A 17,061-nucleotide genomic window follows, 5' to 3' on the forward strand; every position below is an offset into this window, starting at 1 on the left:
GTCGTGCGGGGCCGGGTCGGACAGAATGCCCGATGCTCGGCTAAGCTTCTGTTTCCAAGTGTTGCAGAGGCGAAGTGAGCGGAGCGATGGCAGTTCGTCGCGAAGATGAGGCGATCCGAACGGATCGTCCGACGGGTCAGAGCCCGGTGATGCCGGCGGTCGGCGACGGGGCGGCGATGCCGACCGTTCGCGAGATCGTCGGGCTCCAGGCGTTCGCCGACGGGGTGCCCGAGGTGCTGGTCGGCGGCGAGGCCCTCGAGGCCCCCGTGCGCTGGGCGCACGTCTCCGACAGCGCCGGAGTGGCGCGACTCCTCGACGGCGGCGAGCTGCTCCTGTCGACGGGCTCCGGGTGGCCCACCGAGCCCGACGAGCTCTCGGCCTTCGTGCGCGGGCTCGTCGACGCGGGACTCTCGGGCCTCGTGCTCGAGCTGGGCGCGCACTACCGGTACGTGCCGGCCGTCGTCGTCGAGACGGCGCAGGAGCACGGCCTCGCGCTCGTCGCGCTGCATCGCGAAGTCAAGTTCGTCGCCCTCACCGAGGCGGTGCACAGCCGCATCATCTCCGAGCAGACCGCCGCACTCCGCGCGCGCGACGAGGTGCGCGAGCGATTCACGGCGCTGAGCCTTCGCGGTTCGCCCGCCGACTACATCGTGCAGCAGCTCGCGCAGACCCTCGGCGCCCCCGTCGTGCTCGAGAACCTCGCGCACGAGGTCGTGGCCGCCGAGGTGCCGGGCGGCGACGAAGCCGAGCTCTTCGCGAACTGGGAGACCCGTTCGCGGCACGCCCACGACGACGACGCCCTGCTCATCGTGCCGGTCGAGGCGCGCGGCATCAGGTGGGGGCGGCTCATCGCGCTGCCGGGCCCGCCGCATCCGGCCGGCCGTACGGGCGTGCTCGAGCAGGGGGCGATCGCGCTCGCGCTCGGTCGCCTCGCCGACGGCATCGAGGTCGACGAGTGGGTGCGGGCGGGGCGCCAACGGCTCATCGACGCGCTGCTCGACGGCCGGTTCGCCGGATTGCCGGCCGCGGCCGGCCGGCTCGTCGCGGCGGGCTTCCCCGTCGAGCAGGCGGCACTCTACGGGCTCGTCGCGACCGGCGCCCCGATCGAGGCGCGCGCGGTCGACGCCGCGGCGCGCGAACTCGGCGGGCGGGCGCTCGCCGGCACGGCCACCGGCGCTGCACCCGCGACGATCGTGCTCGTCTCCCTGCCCCGGCGGGCGGTGCTCGACGACGAGGCGGCACGCGGGTTCGCGCGGGCGATCGTCGGCTCCGAGGCATCCGCAGAACGCATGGTGATCGCCATCGGATCGCGCGCGACCGGGCTCGACGGCCTGCTGGGCTCGGTGCAGGAGGCGCTCGACCTGGCGCGGGCGCCGGGCGCCCGGCCGAGTCGCGGGCCGGTGCTGCGGCGTGCCGAGAACCGTCCGCTCGTGCGGCTCGTGACGTCGCTGCGCGACGACCATCGGTTGCAGCGGCACAGCGAGCAGATGCTCGCCCCGCTCATCGAGTACGACCTCGCCCGCGGCGGCGACCTGCTCGACGTGCTGGGCGCGACGCTCGCGCACCCGGGCAACCGCACGGCGGCGGCGTCGGCCTCGCACCTGTCGCGGTCGGTCTTCTACCAGCGGCTCGCGCTCATCGGCGACCTGCTCGACGTCGACCTCGACGACGGCGAGACGCTGACGGCCCTGCATCTCGCCCTGCTCGTGCGCCGCAGCGGGACGCGCTGAGCACCGGCGAACCGGTGTTCACTTGCTATTGACAAGTGAACTTGTTAAGAGCAAGCTGAGTCTCGCAACCCACGAACGAACGACGATCCCGATGGAGGAGATCATGACCACGACCAGCATCTTCGTGAACCTGCCGACGACCGACCTCGACCGCTCGAAGGCGTTCTACGAGGCCCTCGGCTTCAGCATCAACCCGCTCTTCACCGACGAGAACGCCGCGTGCGTCGTGCTCGACGAGAACATCTACTTCATGGTGCTCACCCGCGAGTACCTCGGCACCTTCACCGACAAGCAGATCATCGACCCGAAGACGCAGGCGCAGACGAGCATCTCGTTCACCCGCGACTCGCGCGACGAAGTCGACGCGGTGCTCGCCAAGGGCCTCGCAGCGGGCGGGTCGGAGCCGCGCGAGGCGCAGGACTACGGGTTCATGTACTCGCGCGACCTCGAAGACCCCGACGGCAACATCCTCGGGTTCCTCTTCATGGAGCAGGCGGCCGTCGAGCAGGGCCCCGACGCGTACCTGGCGCAGCAGGCGTCGGCCGGCGGCGCGGCCTCGGCCTGAGGCGTCCCGCATGGCGACGCGCGCCGCGCGCGGCTACGGCCAGTACAGCGGCGTGGCACGGGCCCTCGAGCGGGTCGGCGAACGGTGGGCGCTGCTCATCGTCCGCGACCTGCTCGGGGGCGCGCGGCGGTACAGCGACCTCAAGGCGTCGCTGCCGCGCATCCCGACGAACATCCTGAGCGACCGGCTGCGCGAGCTCGGGGAGTCGGGGGTGATCCGGCGCGTTCCGATGGTGCGCGGCGGCTACGAGCTCACGCCCCTCGGGCGTGAGCTCGCGCCCGTCGTCGCCGCGCTCGAACGCTGGGGCTGGGCGGTGCTCGGCGACCCCGGAGACGGCGAGACGGTGAGCGCCGACTCCGTCGCCTTCGCGCTGCGATCGGCATTCCGGCCGGATGCCGCGGCGTCGATGCCGCCCACGGAATACGTGCTGCACCTGGCCGACGAGAGTGCTCCCGACGCGGTGGTCGTCTCGGTGTCGGCGATCGTCGTGGGCAGCACGCTCGACGTCGCGCCCGTCGGCCCCGGCGCCCTGCCGCAACCCCGGCGATCGGCGTTCGAGCCCGTGCCGCAGGCCGTGCTCGAACTCGAGCTCGCACCAGGCCGGCTGCGAGCACTGCTGGCGGGCGAGGCATCCGTGTCGAAGTCGTTCGCAGGTGACGCCGAGCTGCTCGCGCGGTTCAGCGAGACGTTCCGCATCGAGCCGGCGGGGCCGCCGCAGGGGGCGGCCGACGCGGCGGTCGCGTGAGGCGGGCGTTATCCAAGCGATACGGAGAACTCCTTCCTGCGGACGGGAGCGGGCCGGTACGTTGATCGGACACGGCCGGGGGCCACGTGCATGAAGGAGATCCATGCCTCGCAACGTATCTTTCGTCGGATCGTGGGCCGGAGCGGTTCTCGCAGCGGGCACAGCGCTCGTGCTCGTCGGGTGCGCGACGTCGGGCGACGCGACCGAGCCCGAGCCGACGGCCGCGGTCACGGCCGCGCCGACACCCGTCGAGACACCGACGGCCACACCGACGGTCGCGCCGGTCGCCGTCGATCCGGCTGATGTGTCGACCTGGACGATCACGACGAGCGGCATCGGGCCGATCCAGCGAGGAGCCTCGGCCGAGGCGGCCATCGCCGAGCTCACGGCCTTCGAGTCAGAGGAGTACTGCCCCGGGATCGTGCAGCTCTCGACGGAGGGTTCGGCCTCGATGCTGTTGACCCACCCCGAGGGCGCTGACGCGATCGGCGGGGTGTGGGCCAACGGCCGCGCCGACGCCGAGGGAGTGGTGCCCGCGTCGCCGAAGACCGAGACCGGTGTAGCGCTCGGGTCGACCATGGACGAGCTCGCAGCCGCCTACCCCGACCTCGCGCCGTCGAACCAGACGGGTGCCGAGTCGTACGGTTACGCCGCCGGCGACGAGGCGAGCGGGTACCTCAACTTCCTCGTCGAGAACGATGTCGTCGTGATGATCGGGGTCCAGGACCGGGCCGGCATTCCGAAGGAGTTCTGCGGTTGAACGTGCCGACCATGAGCCGAGCCAGAGGAGTCCTCGCGGCGCTCGCGGTCGCTGCCGTGCTCGCCGCCTGCTCGGGCTGCGCGATCAACGCGGGCGGCGCCGCGACCTCGCGGGCGTCCGAGCGCTTCAGCGGCGTCGCCGACGTCGACGAGGTCGCAGTCAGCGGTTCGAACAACCTGCCGTTCATGGGGTCCGCGAACGTCGTGCTCCGCGTCGACGACGCAGCGTCGCCCGAGCGCGCCGTCGAGCTCGGTCACGAGCTCGGTGCGTTCATGGCGCACGACGGCGGCGGCGCCGTGTCGTGGAAGGGTGCGATCGAGTACGAGAGCTTCACGGTGGAGATCACCGACGATCGCGCCCTGAACGACACGCGGCTCGCCATCGCGGGTCCGATGTGGGAGAGCGGCGTCGAAGGCGTGCTGAGCGCGTCGGAGGTGTTGATGTCGGCCGTCGACGCCGACGGGCTCGAGCCGGCGGCACGCCGTTCCCAGGCGCTCGCGGCCCATGACTCGCTCGAGGTCCGTTCAACTGCGGAGGTCGGCGCGTTCGTGCCCGTCGAGGGTGAACCGGCCGACGGCTATGACCAGGTCCTGATGCAGGGGCGATACGGGATGCCGACGCGGTTCGAGGCCGTCGCCGACCCCGGCGTCTCCCTCGAGGCCGAGTTCGACGTCTTCGACGAGGTGCGGGCCTCGTATCCGGTCGAGGCGGGCCGGATCAGGGAGGGAGAGGTCAGCCTCCTCGTGACGGTCACCGACCTCGACTCGGCGACGGCGCTCGCCGAGCAGCTCGCAGCCGCATCCGGCATCGAGGTCGAGATCGAGCGGGCCGGGCCCGGCGACGTGCCGCTCTGGGGCTAGACGACATCGCCGGACCCGGCCCGCTCGGGCGGGCTACTTCGCGACGAACGAGAGCCGCTTGTTCGAGAACTCGCCGATGCCGATGGGGCCCATCTCGCGGCCGAAGCCCGATCGCTTGACCCCGCCGAACGGCAGCTCGGCGGCCTCGGCGGCGATCGTGTTGACGTGCGTCATGCCGACCTCGAGACGCGAGGCGACGCGGGCGGCACGTGCCTCGTCGGTCGAGAAGACCGAGCCGCCGAGGCCGAGCGCGCAGTCGTTGGCGAGTTCGAGGGCCTCCTCGTCGCTGTGCACCCGGTAGACCGTCGCGACCGGTCCGAAGATCTCCTCGCGGTACGACTCCGAGTCGCGCGGAACGTCGGTGAGCACGGCGGGGGAGTAGTACGCCCCGGGGCCGTCGGCGAGGACGCCGCCCGCCTGGAGCTTCGCACCCTCGGCGATCGCCCTCTGCACCTGCGCGTGCACCGTCTCGGCGGCGGTGCGCGTCGACAGCGGGGCGTACTGGCCCTCGCCGAGGTCGAGCTGGTCGCCCGGCTCGAGGCCCGTCGCGAGCTTCGTCAGCTCGGCGACGAACTCGTCGTAGATGTCGTCCATGACGATCATGCGCTTGTTCGAGTTGCAGACCTGGCCGCCGTTGTAGACGCGGAAGTCCCACGCCGCCTTCGCCACGGAGGCCACGTCGTCGGCGTCGAGCACGACCATCGGGTCGATGCCGCCGAGCTCGAGCACGGCCTTCTTGAGGTGGCGGCCCGCCTGCTCGCCGATGATGGCGCCGGCGCGCTCGGAGCCCGTGAGCGAGACGCCCTGCACGCGCGGGTCGGCGATCATGGTCGCGATCTGGTCGTGCGAGGCGAACACGTTCTGGTAGCCGCCGACCGGAACGCCGGCCTCCTCCATGATCTCCTGGACGGTCAGGGCCGAGCGCGCGCAGATGTCGGCGTGCTTCAGGATGATCGTGTTGCCGAGCACGAGGTTCGGCGCCGCGAAGCGGGCGACCTGGTAATAGGGGAAGTTCCACGGCATGACGCCGAGCAGGGCGCCGACGGGCAGCTGCTCGATGACGGCCTTGCCGGGGATGGTCGACGGGATCTCGTGGTCGGTGATGAGGCTCGGGCCGTACACCGCGTAGTACTCGATGATCGAGCGGGCGAACTCGACCTCGTCGAGCGACTCCGCGATCGACTTGCCCATCTCGACGGCGATGAGGCGGGCGAGCTCGTCTCGACGCTCGTCGAAGAGTTCGGCGACGCGCTTGACCACGGCGGCGCGCTCCTGCACGCTGCGTTCGCGCCACTCGCGGTAGGCGGCGTCGGCCGCCGCGAGCGTCTGCTCGATCTCGGCGTCGGTCGCCGACTCGAACGTCTCGACGATCTCCCCCGTCGCGGGGTTCTGCACCCGGTACTTGGCCATGTCTGCTCCTCCTGAAACCTGAATCCTGAAACGTAGAACGCGCCTCAGCGCGAGATGAACACCTTGCGGAGCGGTTCGCGGACCGTCCAGATGGTCTTCATGCCGGCCTCGAGTCGCACGACGGCTCCCGGCGCCAGCACGATCGGGTCGCCGGGGCGGCCCGTCGACGGCACGTGCTCGAACTCGACCGTCGCGGCGCCCGCGAGCACGACGAACACCTCGTCGACCTCGACGTCGCGCATCGCGCCGACCGACATCTCCCAGACGCCGATCTCGCCGACCGCCGACTCGTCGAGGGGGAGGTACGCCGTCGTCGGGCTGCCCGCGACGACCTGGTCGGCCGGCACCGGCTCGTGCTCGAGCGCCAGCCCCGCGGCATCCGTCACCGCACCGGCGAGAAGCCGCAGCACGTCGCCCTGCCCGTCGGCGCTCACGAGTCGAACCCCAGGCCGAGCGCGTCGAGCGTCTTCAGCAGCACGTTGCGCTTGCCGCGGTTGTGGTCGGCTCGGTCGAGCGACCAGCGCGTGGCGTTGATGCCCATCGCCGCTGCGGGCTCGGGCGGGAAGGGCAGGGGGCGCTTGCGCACCATCTCGAGCGAGGTGCGCTCGTTCTCGCGCCCCTCGAGCAGGTCGAGCATGACCTCGCCGGCGAACCGCGTCGATCCGACGCCGAGGCCCGTGAAGCCCTGTGCGTAGGCGACGCGGCCGTCGCGCGCCGTGCCGAAGAACGCCGTGAACTGCGTCGAGGTGTCGATCGCACCGGCCCACTGGTGGCTGAACCGCAGCCCCTCGAGCTGCGGGAACGTCGTGAAGAAGTGGCTCGCGAGCTTCTGCCAGGTCTCGGGGCGGTTCTCGTACTGCTCGCGCACCTTGCGGCCGTAGTGGTAGATCGCGTCGTAGCCGCCGAACAGGATCCGGTTGTCCTTCGAGAGGCGGTAGTAGTGGAACTGGTTCGCCATGTCGCCGATGCCCTGGCGGTCGTTCCAGCCGATCGAGGCGAGCTGCTCGGCCGACAGCGGCTCGGTCATGAGCACGTAGTCGTACACCGGCACCGTCATGAGCCGGTTGCGCTTCAGGAGCGACGGGAAGACGTTCGTGGCGAGCACCGCGTGCTTCGCGTCGACGCGGCCGCCATCGGTGACGATGCTCACCGCGCCCGTCGACCCGGGAGTCTCGAGCCTGCGCACGGGCGAGCCCTCGAAGATCTCGACGCCGCGTTCCTCGGCCGCACGGGCGAGCTCGGCCGCGAGGCGCGCCGGGTGCACCATGGCGTTGGTGCGCTTCTCCCAGACTCCGGCGAGAAAGGTCGGCGAATCGACGGATGCCCGGACCGCGGCCTCGTCGAGGAACACGACGTCGTCGGCCTCGCCGTTCGACGCCGCCTCGTCGGCCCACTCGCGCAGCCACTCGACCTGGTGCTCCTCGATCGCGGGGGCGAGCTGCCCGGTGCGCTCGAACTGGAAGTCCATGCCGTACTTCGCCTCGCTCGCCTCGATGGCGTCGAGGTTCTCCATGCCGAGGCGGTGGAGCAGGTCCATCTCCTTCGGCCAGCGGGCCTTGCCGTTCTCGTCGCCGTGCGTGAGGCTCGCCTCGCAGAAGCCGCCGTTGCGGCCGGAGGCCGCCCAGCCGATGCGCTTCGCCTCGACAAGCACGACGCGCGCGTCGGGGTTGCGCTCTTTCGCGAGCAGCGCCGTCCAGAGGCCGGTGTACCCGCCGCCGACGACGACGAGCTCGGCGACCTTCGTGCCGGCGAGCTTCGGCCGGTTCGGCGTGAGGGTTGCGGGCAGGTCGTCGCGCCAGAACACCGCGTGATCGGTGGTGGCGAGCGAGTGCTCGATGACGGATGGACGGGGGGTGCGTCGTTCGAAGACGGTGGTGCCCACGGGGTATCACTCCGATGCGATTGGTTGCCATCCATCCTGACGGCGGCGGGTCGAGGTCGCCAGCGGCGGGTGTCGCGATCTGGGCTCGCGACCGAACGACTTGTCCGATCGGCTGCAGCCGCTGTCGCAACGCACTCCTGGAACGTACCCCCCGTTCGTGGGGCATGGCCCGGATTGGTGCGAGATGTCGTGCCGGAGGATCCCTCATCCGTGAATAAACTCCACCATATGGACGGTATGACGGCCGTGCGGGGGGACGCGTCGTCGGGATCGGGTGCAGACCCGATCACGACGATCGACGGGCTGTCCGTGCCAGACGGGCACGAGCGGAAGTTCGCGCCGCCCAGAGCGCGCGGCGCCACCGTGAGCCGTCGACGACTGATCGAGCGCGCGCGAACCTCGCGGGCCGCGCTCGTGAGCCTCGTGGCCCCGGCGGGGTACGGGAAGTCGACGATGTTGCGCGAGTGGGCCGAGCTCGACGAGCGCCTGCTCGTCTGGGTCTCGCTCGACCGTTTCGACGACGACCCGGCGGCACTCGTCAACGTGCTGGCGGAGGCGTTCGACCATGCGCTGCCGGGCGACGAGCGGATCGCGGGCGTCGCCGCCCTGCCGATGACCGGTCCCGGAGTGCTGGGCCGGGCGGCCCCGCTCCTCGCCTCGGCGATCGAGCGGCTCGGCGTTCCGTTCGTCCTCGTGCTGGACGACGTGCACGAGGCCGACTCGCCGGACTGCCAGGACGTGCTCGAGGTCGCGCTCGCGCGCGTGCCCGAGGGGTCCCAGGTCGTGATGGCGAGCCGGCGCGTTCCGCCGTTCCTCTCGCGGCTCCGGCTCGGCGGTGACATCGTCGAGATCGGCGCCGACCACCTGCGGCTCGACGTCGACGACGCCCGCCAGGTCTTCGAGCTGCTCGACGCCGGCACCGACGACGCCGAGCTCCGACGGCTCGTCGAGCACACCGAGGGCTGGCCGACGGGCATCACGCTCGCCGCGCTGGTCGCCCGCGACGGCGGCGACCCGGTCGACGTCGGCGGCGACGACCGTTTCGTCGCCGACTACCTGTACCGCGCCTGCTACGCCGGGCTCGAGCCAGACGACCAGTCCTTCCTGCGGCGCACCGCCCTGCTCGAGCACCTCTCGGCCGGATGCTGCGACGCGGTGCTCGAACGCCACGACTCGCGTGCGCGACTACGGGATCTCGAACGACGCGGACTCTTCCTCGTGCCGATCGACCGCCGCCGCGGCGAGTACCGCTATCACCAGCTCTTCCGGGAGTTCCTGCTCGCGGAACTCGACCGAGTCGAGCCCGGCGCCGACACCGAGCTGCATCGTCGGGCCGCGCGCTGGTGCGAGGAGCACGATCACGTGCACCTCGCCATCGAGCACCTGCTCGCTGCCGGTGACCGCGCGCAGTCGGTGCGGCTCGTCGCCGAGCGCGGGCTCACGGCCTACCAGGCCGGCGAGCTCGCCGCCCTGACGCGCTGGATGCAGGAGCTCGGCGACGAGGCGATCGCCTCGTTCCCTCCCCTCGTCGTGCACGCAGGGCTCCGAGCCATCCTCGCGGGGCAGGCGGCCGAGGCCGATCGATGGGCGCGCATGTTCGACGCGATCGAGTACGACGCTCCGCCCGAGTTCGGGCTTCCGCAATACCACTCGGCGCGGGCGATGGTGCGGGTCATCATGTGGCGCGAGGGACTCGCCTCGGCCACCGACGACGCCGCCTACGCGCTCGGCGCCGAGTCGCCGTCGAGCCTGTGGCGCGACCAGGCGCTGCACCTGTTCGGCTGGACGAAGCAGCTCGCCGGCGATGACGGCGGGGCGAAGCGCGCCTTCGAGCAGGCGACGGCTCAGGCCGAACTGTTCGGCAACGCCGACACGATCCTGCTGAGCGAAGCCGAGCTCGCCGTCATGGCGTTCGATCGGGGTGCGATCGATGAGGCCGCAGGCCATGCCGACCGGGCGATGAACGTCATCGAGTCCAGCAACATGCACGGCTACGCGACGACGATGCTCGCGCTCGCGGTCAGCGCCCGCATCGCGATCCGCCGGCGCGACCTCGCGACCGCCGAGCGCCTGCTCGTGAGCGCAATGCGAGATCGCGGGCTCTGCACGCATGTCATGCCGGTGTTCGCCGTCAAGGTGCGGCTCGAGCTCGCCCGGTCATTCGCCGCCCTGGGCCGGAACCCGACGGCCGCCCACCTGCTGCACGAGATCGACGAACTGCTGCGCGCGAGACCCGACCTCGGCACCCTGGTCGACGCCGTCGACGAGCTCCGCTCCTCGCTCGAGCATTCGCGCGAGGTGCTCGGCAGCTCGCCGCTCACGCCGGCCGAGCTGCGACTGCTGCCCTACCTGCAGACGCACCTCACGATCGCCGAGATCGGCGAGCGGCTGTTCGTCTCGCGCAACACGGTGAGCTCGCAGGTCGGCTCGATCTACCGAAAGCTGCAGGTCACCACACGCGGCGCCGCCGTCGAGCGTGCCGGCGAACTCGGCCTCCTCGGTTGAGCGTCGGGACGGCGGTCGACGATCACGCGTCACCCGTGATGAACGTCTCGAGGTCGAGCCCGAGCGCGACCGCCAGGTGCTGCGCGGCGGCGACCGCTCGCGGCGCCCCGACGATCGGGACCACGCCGACGACCACGTGCACGAGCTCGGCCGTCGAAGCCCCCGCCCGGACGGCCGCGTCGGCCACTGCGGCGAACGAGGCGTCGGTGCCCCCCACGCCCGCCAGGGCACCGAGGCGCGAGAGCGCGAGCGACTTCGCCGTGAGCGAGCTGGTGTCGGGCTCGCCGAAGACCTCGCTCGAGAGCCGCTCGTCGGCGATGGCGAGTCGGCGCAGCGCTTCGATGTGGTCCATGGCGGGTGCTCCAATCGATGCCTTCGATCCCACCGCGATTCGGCTCCGCCCGCATCACGCAGATCACGCGATCGCGTCGGCGGGTGGTCATCACACGATCTGCGTGATGCAGGTGATGGGTGGCGTCAGCACGATGGGAGCGGGTGCGGTTCCGCGTGCCCGACCGCCGGAGCGAAGCGCTCCGAGCCGAACTGCCGAGGGGGCGCGATCCATGGAAGATCTCGAATTCGGACCGGTCGAGCTGGTGCTCGCCGCATATGACGGCGATGCGCCGGATGCGGGCGTCGTGGAGGCGGTGCTCGACCTCGTCGAGGCCGGTACCGTGCGGCTCCTCGACCTCGTGCACGTCGCGCGCACGGCCGACGGCATCGAGTTCCTCGAGCTCGACGAGACGGGCATCGAGTTCGGCGAGATCGAACTGGCCGGCGAGGGCCTCGTCGGCGAAGACGACGTGAACGAGCTCGGCGGCCGCCTTCCGGTCGGCGCATCGGCGCTCCTGCTCGTCGTCGAACTGGTCTGGGCGAGGCACCTCGCGAGCAGGTTGCTCGCGGCCGGTGGTGTCGTCGTCGATTCGGTGCGGATCCCCGCACCGGTGGTCAATGCCGTGGTCGCGGAAGCGCGCGACGCGCTCTAGAGGGGGAGAAACGACGATGCCACTGTTGAGAAGGTTCGGTCGACCGGGTCTGATCGGAATGGCCGCGCGCACCGCGGTCGTCGCCGGAACGGCGACCGCCGTGAGCGGCGGGGTCATGCGGCACCAGCAGCGCAAGGCCGACGAGAAGTACGAGGCCCAGCAGTACGAGATGCAGCAGCAGGCCGCGATGTACCAGGCGCCGCCACCGCCTCCGCCCGCCCCGGCGCCTGCCGCGGCACCGGCGGCCGGCGGCACCGACGTCGTCGCCGAACTGCAGCAGCTCGCGACGCTCAAGGAGCAGGGCGTGCTGAGCGACGCCGAGTTCGAGGCCGCCAAGGCCAAGCTGCTCGGCTGAGAACGAAGAGACAGGAAAGCTGAAATGACCGATACCGCATCTCGTTCCGTGATCGGGGCACAGCTCCCACCGGCTCGCACGCTGCCCTTCGCGCCGAAGGCGTCCGGCAGCATCGCCGGACGCACGCTCGGCGAATCGACGTACGCGCCGCTGCCCGCCGAGCGCCATCTCGGCGAGCAGGCGCCCAACGTCCTCGTCGTGCTCATCGACGACGCGGGGCCCGCGCTGCCCAAGCCGCTCGGCGGCGTCGTCGAGACGCCGACCCTCGACCGCATCCGTTCCGGCGGCATCGGGTTCAACCGGTTCCACACGACGGCGATGTGCTCGCCCACCCGTGCGTCGTTGCTCACGGGCCGCAACCACCACCGGGTCGGCAGCGGTCAGATCGCCGAGCTCGCGAACGACTGGGACGGCTACTCGGGCCACATCCCGAAGTCGAGTGCGACGATGGCGGAGGTCCTCCGCAACTACGGGTACTCGACCGGCGCTTGGGGCAAGTGGCACAACACGCCGGCTGAAGAGACCACGTCGGCCGGTCCGTACGACCGCTGGCCCACCGGCTACGGGTTCGAGTACTTCTACGGGTTCCTCGCGGGGGAGGCATCCCAGTACGAACCGAACCTCGTGCGCAACACGACCGGCGTGCTGCCGCCCAAGTCGCCCGAAGAGGGCTACCACCTGAGTGAGGACCTCGCCGACGACGCGATGCACTGGCTGCGCGACCACAAGGCGAACGCGCCCGACAAGCCCTTCTACATGTACTGGGCGACGGGCGCCATCCACGGGCCGCACCACATCATGAAGGAGTGGGCCGACAAGTACAAGGGCAAGTTCGACGACGGCTGGGACGCCTACCGCGAGACGGCGTTCGCCGGGGCCAAGGAGTCCGGCTGGATCCCCGACTCGGCCGAGCTCACCCCGCGACCCGAGAGCCTGCAGGGCTGGGACGACATCCCCGATCACCAGAAGCCGTTCCAGGCGCGCCTGATGGAGGTGTGCGCCGGCTTCGGCGAGCACGCCGACGTGCAGGCCGGCCGCCTCATCGACGAGATCGAGCGCCTCGGCTACCTCGACAACACGATCATCGTCTACATCTGGGGCGACAACGGGTCGTCGGGCGAGGGCCAGAACGGCACGATCAGCGAGCTGCTGGCGCAGAACATGATCCCCACGACGATCGACCAGCACATCGCCGCGCTCGAGGAGCTCGGCGGGCTCGACGCGCTCGGCACCCCTGCGACCGACAACCAGTACCACGCGGCGTGGGCGTGGGCGGGGTCGACGCCGTACCAGGGCATGAAGCTCATGGCCTCGCACCTCGGCGGCACCCGCAACCCGATGTTCGTGCAGTGGCCCGGCCGGATCGCGCACGACCCCGAGCCGCGCACCCAGTTCCACCACGTCATCGACGTCGTGCCGACGATCTACGAGATCCTCGGCATCTCGCACCCCGACATGGTGAACGGCATCCCGCAGGACCCGATCGACGGCACGAGCTTCGCGTACGCGATCGACGACCCGTCGGCCGACGGACGGCACCGGGTGCAGTACTTCGAGATCATGGCGAGCCGATCGATCTACTCAGACGGGTGGATCGCGTCTGCGACGGGGCCGCGCCTGCCGTGGGTGCCCGGGGCGCCTCCCGGCATCGCGACCTGGACTCCCGACGCCGACAAGTGGGAGCTCTACCACCTCGACGAGGACTGGAGCCAGGCGCGCGACCTCGCCGCGGAGCATCCCGAGAAGCTCGCGCAGTTGAAGGAGCTGTTCGCGATCGAGGCGGCCAAGAACGAAGTGCTGCCGGTCGGCGGCGGGCTCTGGGTTCCGGTCTACCACCCCGAGTTCCGGCTCGGCCCGGCCTACACCGAGTGGGAGCTGTCGGGCGATACCGTCCGCATCCCCGAGTTCTGCGCGCCGGCGCTCGGCAACAAGCCGAACACGGTCTCGATGCAGGTCGACCTGCCCGAGCAGGCGAACGGCGTGCTCTACAAGCTCGGCGGCGCCGGCGGCGGGCTCACGGCCTACCTCGTCGACGGCGTGCTGCACTACGAGTACAACCTGTTCCTGGTGCAGCGCACGATCATCGCCTCGGCCGAGCCGCTCGCGGCGGGCGAGGCGACGATCGAGATCGTGACCGACTACCTCGAGCCCCGGCCCGGCGGACCGCTCTCGGTCTCGCTGAAGGTGAACGGCGCCGAGGTCGGCTCGGGCACGGTGCCCGTCAGCGCGCCGCTGCTGTTCTCGGCGAACGACTGCCTCGACATCGGCCGCGCGTACGGCGGACCCGTCTCGCGGGCGTACTTCGACAAGATGCCCTTCGCCTTCGACGGTACGATCGACAGCGTCCATGTCGCGTACCACCTGCCGGCGAAGGCTTGAGTCCCACTGAACACGCAGAGAACTGACGAGTCCGCGATCGGCGCGGCATGAGCGGAACGCTTCAGGCATTCGCGCATGTCGTGCCGATCGCGGTCGCGGTCGCGGCGAGCTCCGTGCCGATCCTCGTCACGCTCTCCATCCTGCTGTCGCCGAACGGCGACCGGGTCGCCGGGCCGTTCCTCGCGGGATGGCTCGTCGGCATGACCGCGCTCGTCATCGGGTGCACGGCGCTCGCGCAGGTGCTGCCGCGCCAGGGGTCGCAGCGCGAGCCCGAGCAGGCCGTCGGCATCGCCGAGATCATCGTCGGCGCGCTCATCATCGTCGTCGCCATCGTGGGACGATTGCGTGCTCCGCGCACCCCCGCCGACCAGCCGCCGAAGTGGCTCGGGCGCATCAGCCGGCTCGGCCCGGGCGAGGCGTTCACGCTCGGCGCGGTGCTCAACATCCGGCCGAAGAGCCTGCTGCTCGTCGTCGCGGCGGCGCTCTCCATCCGCGGCGCCGGGCTCACGGCCGTGGAGTCGGTCGTGGTGATCGCGTGCTTCGTCGTCATCGGGGCCTCGACCGTCGCCGTGCCCATCGTCTCGGCGAAGGTCGCGCCCCGGCGCACCGCCCCCCGCCTCACGAGCATGCGCGACTGGATGTCGCGGAACAGCCGGTCGATCACGGGCCTGATCCTCGTCGTGATCGGCGTGTTCGTCATCGTCTCGGGCATCGGGCGGCTCTGACCCCGCGAGACCTCGCCGGGGCTGCGAATCACGCAACCTGAGTGATGCCTGTGCGGGTCGCGGCTCGGTACCGTGACGGCAACCGAGGCGACGCGCGGGTTCACTCCCGGGCGCCCGTCCAACCCCACAGGGAGGAACCGAAATGAGCGACACCGAAACCACCGGCTGGGTCGGCTGGGGATACTTCGCTGCGATCGTGCTGCTGATCGCGGGTATCTTCGACGCGATCTACGGACTCATGGCCATCATCGGCCCCGACAGCGCCTACTTCCTCACGAGCGAGAACCTGTTCATGATGAACGTCGCCGGGTGGGGCTGGTGGCACCTGATCATCGGCGCCTTCCTGATCATCACGTCGCTCGCGCTCTTCGGAGGCGCCACCTGGGCACGGGTCATCGCGATCATCCTCGCGATCGTCAACGCGATCGGGCAGCTCTTCCTGATTCCCGCGCAGCCCTGGCTGTCGATCATCCTGATCGTGCTCGACATCCTCGTGATCTACGCGCTGACGGTGCACGGACGCGAGCTGAAGGCCGCCGCGCGCTGAGTCGACGCCGGCGCCGGCCGGAGGAGCGCATCGGGGACCCCGTGAGGGTCCCGGTGCGCTCCTTCGTCGTTCGGCCGTCAGCCGAGCGCCGGTGCGTGCTGCTCGAGGAACTCGTACACCTCGGTCTGGTCGACGCCGGGGAACGTGCCCGTCGGCAGCGCCGCGAGCAGCGATGTCGGAGTGCGCGCGGCCGGCCACGAGGCATCCGCCCACTTCTCGGCGAGGCCCGCGGGAGCCTGGCAGCACGACGGATCGGGGCAGCGAGAAACCGCACGATGCGGTGTCTCCCGGCCGCGGAACCACTTGACGTGCTCGAACGGCACGCCGACCGAGACCGAGTACTCGCCCTCCTTGGCCTTCTCGATGCGCGACGTGCACCAGAACGTGCCCGACGGCGTGTCGGTGTACTGGTACCAGGGGCTGAAGCGGTCGTCGACGTCGAAGACCGTGCGAGCGGTCCAGTTGCGGCAGACGGTGGTGCCCTCGACGGCGCCGAGCGCGTCGGAGGGGAACCGCACCCGGTCGTTCTCGTACGCCTTGATGATCGTGCCCGACTCGTGCACCTTCATGAAGTGCACGGGGATGTCGAGGCGGGCCGTCGCGAGGTTCGTGAACCGGTGCGACGCCGTCTCGTACGAGACCGCGAAGTGGTCGCGCAGTTCCTCCATCGAGATGCGCCGCAGGTTCTTCGCCTCGGTGAGGTAGCGCACCGCGGCCTGCTCGGGCAGCAGGATCGCTGCGGTCAGGTAGTTGGTCTCGATGCGCTGGCGCAGGAAGTCGCCGTAGCTCGCAGGCTCCTCGTGACCCAGCAGGTGGCTCGCGAGCGCCTGCAGGATGGGGGAGCGGGAGTCGCGCGACGGCGACTGCTGGGTCGGCAGGTAGATGCGGCCGTTGCGCTTGTCGGTCACCGAGCGGGTGGAGTGCGGCAGGTCGCCGACGTAGTGCAGCGAGTAGCCGAGGTGGGTCGCCATGTCGGCGACGAGCTGGTGCGAGACCGGGCCCCCGGTGTGGCCGACGGCCTCGAGCAGCTCGGCCGCCTTCTGCTCGAGCTCGGGGTAGAAGTTGTCGCGGGCGCGCATCTCGGCGCGCAGCTCGGCGTTCGCCCGGCGCGCCTCCTCGGGGGTCGCGGCGCGCTCGCGGTGCAGGCGGTCGATCTCGTTGTGCAGCGCGAGGATCGTCTGCAGGGTCTGGTCGCTCATCGACTTCGCCACGCGGAAGGGGTCGAGTCCGAGCGCCGAGAAGACCGGGCCCCGCTGAGCGCGTTCGACGGCGATCTCGAGGGCGGCCCGCTCGCTCGGCGCATCGGTGCGCAGCAGCTCGTCGACGCTCGTGCCGAGCGCGAGGGCGATCGTGCGCAGCATCGACAGTCGCGGCTCGCGCTTGCCGTTCTCGATCGCCGACACCTGGCTGGGCGCCCGGTCGATCGCGCGGGCCAGTTCGCCGAGCGTCATCCCTCGTGCGACCCGGCGCTCCCGGATGCGGCGGCCGAGCGTGAGGGCGTCGAGCTCACCGGCCCCTTCGGGCGCGGCGGCGGGCGCGCCCGCCGGTTCGACGGGGGCGAGGTGCGCGCGATCGGCGGTGATCATGCCATCGATGGTCACACGCGCGCGGC

16 protein-coding genes are annotated in these 17,061 nt (G+C 70.9%); 11 read left to right on the forward strand and 5 right to left on the reverse strand.

The window, feature by feature from the left end:
• Positions 1 to 86 precede the first annotated feature (86 nt).
• From PX701_RS10560 to PX701_RS10580, 5 genes are all read left to right on the forward strand, one after another.
• A complete protein-coding gene (locus PX701_RS10560; RefSeq protein ID WP_275506255.1) occupies positions 87 to 1,730 on the forward strand; it encodes a PucR family transcriptional regulator in 1,644 nt (547 codons plus the stop codon).
• A gap of 103 nt (positions 1,731 to 1,833) precedes the next feature.
• Positions 1,834 to 2,295 (forward strand): VOC family protein, encoded by a 462-nt coding sequence (locus PX701_RS10565; RefSeq protein WP_231432128.1) that lies wholly within the window; start codon positions 1,834 to 1,836, stop codon positions 2,293 to 2,295.
• 10 nt (positions 2,296 to 2,305) lie between these two features.
• Entirely contained in the window at positions 2,306 to 3,040 is a 735-nt protein-coding gene (locus PX701_RS10570) for a winged helix-turn-helix transcriptional regulator (protein ID WP_231432127.1), read from the forward strand.
• 103 nt (positions 3,041 to 3,143) lie between these two features.
• A complete protein-coding gene (locus tag PX701_RS10575) occupies positions 3,144 to 3,800 on the forward strand; it encodes a hypothetical protein (RefSeq protein WP_231432126.1) in 657 nt (218 codons plus the stop codon).
• An 11-nt stretch (positions 3,801 to 3,811) separates the two neighbouring features.
• Positions 3,812 to 4,660 carry a hypothetical protein gene (locus PX701_RS10580; RefSeq protein ID WP_231432125.1) on the forward strand — a complete coding sequence of 283 codons (849 nt, stop codon included), beginning with the start codon at positions 3,812 to 3,814 and terminating at the stop codon, positions 4,658 to 4,660.
• 33 nt (positions 4,661 to 4,693) lie between these two features.
• On the opposite strand, the gene PX701_RS10585 is transcribed toward PX701_RS10580, so the two are convergent.
• The 3 genes from PX701_RS10585 to PX701_RS10595 are packed head-to-tail and all read right to left on the reverse strand — an operon-like array spanning position 4,694 to position 7,952.
• Positions 4,694 to 6,070 carry an NAD-dependent succinate-semialdehyde dehydrogenase gene (locus tag PX701_RS10585; protein ID WP_231432124.1) on the reverse strand — a complete coding sequence of 459 codons (1,377 nt, stop codon included), beginning with the start codon at positions 6,068 to 6,070 and terminating at the stop codon, positions 4,694 to 4,696.
• 44 nt (positions 6,071 to 6,114) lie between these two features.
• Complete coding sequence (locus tag PX701_RS10590; protein ID WP_231432123.1) at positions 6,115 to 6,504, reverse strand: cupin domain-containing protein; 390 nt, start codon at positions 6,502 to 6,504, stop codon at positions 6,115 to 6,117.
• A complete protein-coding gene (locus tag PX701_RS10595; RefSeq protein WP_275506256.1) occupies positions 6,501 to 7,952 on the reverse strand; it encodes an NAD(P)/FAD-dependent oxidoreductase in 1,452 nt (483 codons plus the stop codon). The genes PX701_RS10590 and PX701_RS10595 overlap by 4 nt, the downstream gene beginning before the upstream one ends.
• Positions 7,953 to 8,315: 363 nt before the next feature.
• On the opposite strand from PX701_RS10595, the gene PX701_RS10600 reads away from it, so the two are divergent.
• A complete protein-coding gene (locus PX701_RS10600) occupies positions 8,316 to 10,457 on the forward strand; it encodes a winged helix-turn-helix domain-containing protein (RefSeq protein ID WP_275506257.1) in 2,142 nt (713 codons plus the stop codon).
• A 22-nt stretch (positions 10,458 to 10,479) separates the two neighbouring features.
• Here the strand turns inward: PX701_RS10600 and PX701_RS10605 are convergent, their stop codons facing one another.
• Positions 10,480 to 10,809 carry a hypothetical protein gene (locus tag PX701_RS10605; protein WP_231432120.1) on the reverse strand — a complete coding sequence of 110 codons (330 nt, stop codon included), beginning with the start codon at positions 10,807 to 10,809 and terminating at the stop codon, positions 10,480 to 10,482.
• Positions 10,810 to 11,020: 211 nt separating this feature from the next.
• Between PX701_RS10605 and PX701_RS10610 the strand changes: the two genes are divergently transcribed.
• The 5 genes from PX701_RS10610 to PX701_RS10630 all read left to right on the forward strand — a co-directional run bounded on the left by PX701_RS10610 (position 11,021) and on the right by PX701_RS10630 (position 15,449).
• Entirely contained in the window at positions 11,021 to 11,443 is a 423-nt protein-coding gene (locus PX701_RS10610; RefSeq protein WP_231432119.1) for a DUF6325 family protein, read from the forward strand.
• A gap of 58 nt (positions 11,444 to 11,501) precedes the next feature.
• Positions 11,502 to 11,798 carry an SHOCT domain-containing protein gene (locus PX701_RS10615; protein WP_231432118.1) on the forward strand — a complete coding sequence of 99 codons (297 nt, stop codon included), beginning with the start codon at positions 11,502 to 11,504 and terminating at the stop codon, positions 11,796 to 11,798.
• Between the two features lie 24 nt (positions 11,799 to 11,822).
• On the forward strand, positions 11,823 to 14,177 hold the full coding sequence (locus PX701_RS10620; RefSeq protein ID WP_231432117.1) for an arylsulfatase: 2,355 nt from the start codon (positions 11,823 to 11,825) through the stop codon (positions 14,175 to 14,177).
• 47 nt (positions 14,178 to 14,224) lie between these two features.
• Positions 14,225 to 14,902: a GAP family protein gene (locus PX701_RS10625; protein ID WP_231432116.1), complete on the forward strand. Its 678-nt coding sequence runs from the start codon at positions 14,225 to 14,227 to the stop codon at positions 14,900 to 14,902.
• Between the two features lie 142 nt (positions 14,903 to 15,044).
• Positions 15,045 to 15,449: a DUF7144 family membrane protein gene (locus PX701_RS10630; protein ID WP_231432115.1), complete on the forward strand. Its 405-nt coding sequence runs from the start codon at positions 15,045 to 15,047 to the stop codon at positions 15,447 to 15,449.
• Between the two features lie 77 nt (positions 15,450 to 15,526).
• On the opposite strand, the gene PX701_RS10635 is transcribed toward PX701_RS10630, so the two are convergent.
• Positions 15,527 to 17,035 (reverse strand): XRE family transcriptional regulator, encoded by a 1,509-nt coding sequence (locus PX701_RS10635; protein WP_231432114.1) that lies wholly within the window; start codon positions 17,033 to 17,035, stop codon positions 15,527 to 15,529.
• Positions 17,036 to 17,061 lie beyond the last annotated feature (26 nt).

This window comes from Agromyces chromiiresistens (assembly GCF_029167465.1).
Lineage (GTDB): Bacteria > Actinomycetota > Actinomycetes > Actinomycetales > Microbacteriaceae > Agromyces > Agromyces chromiiresistens.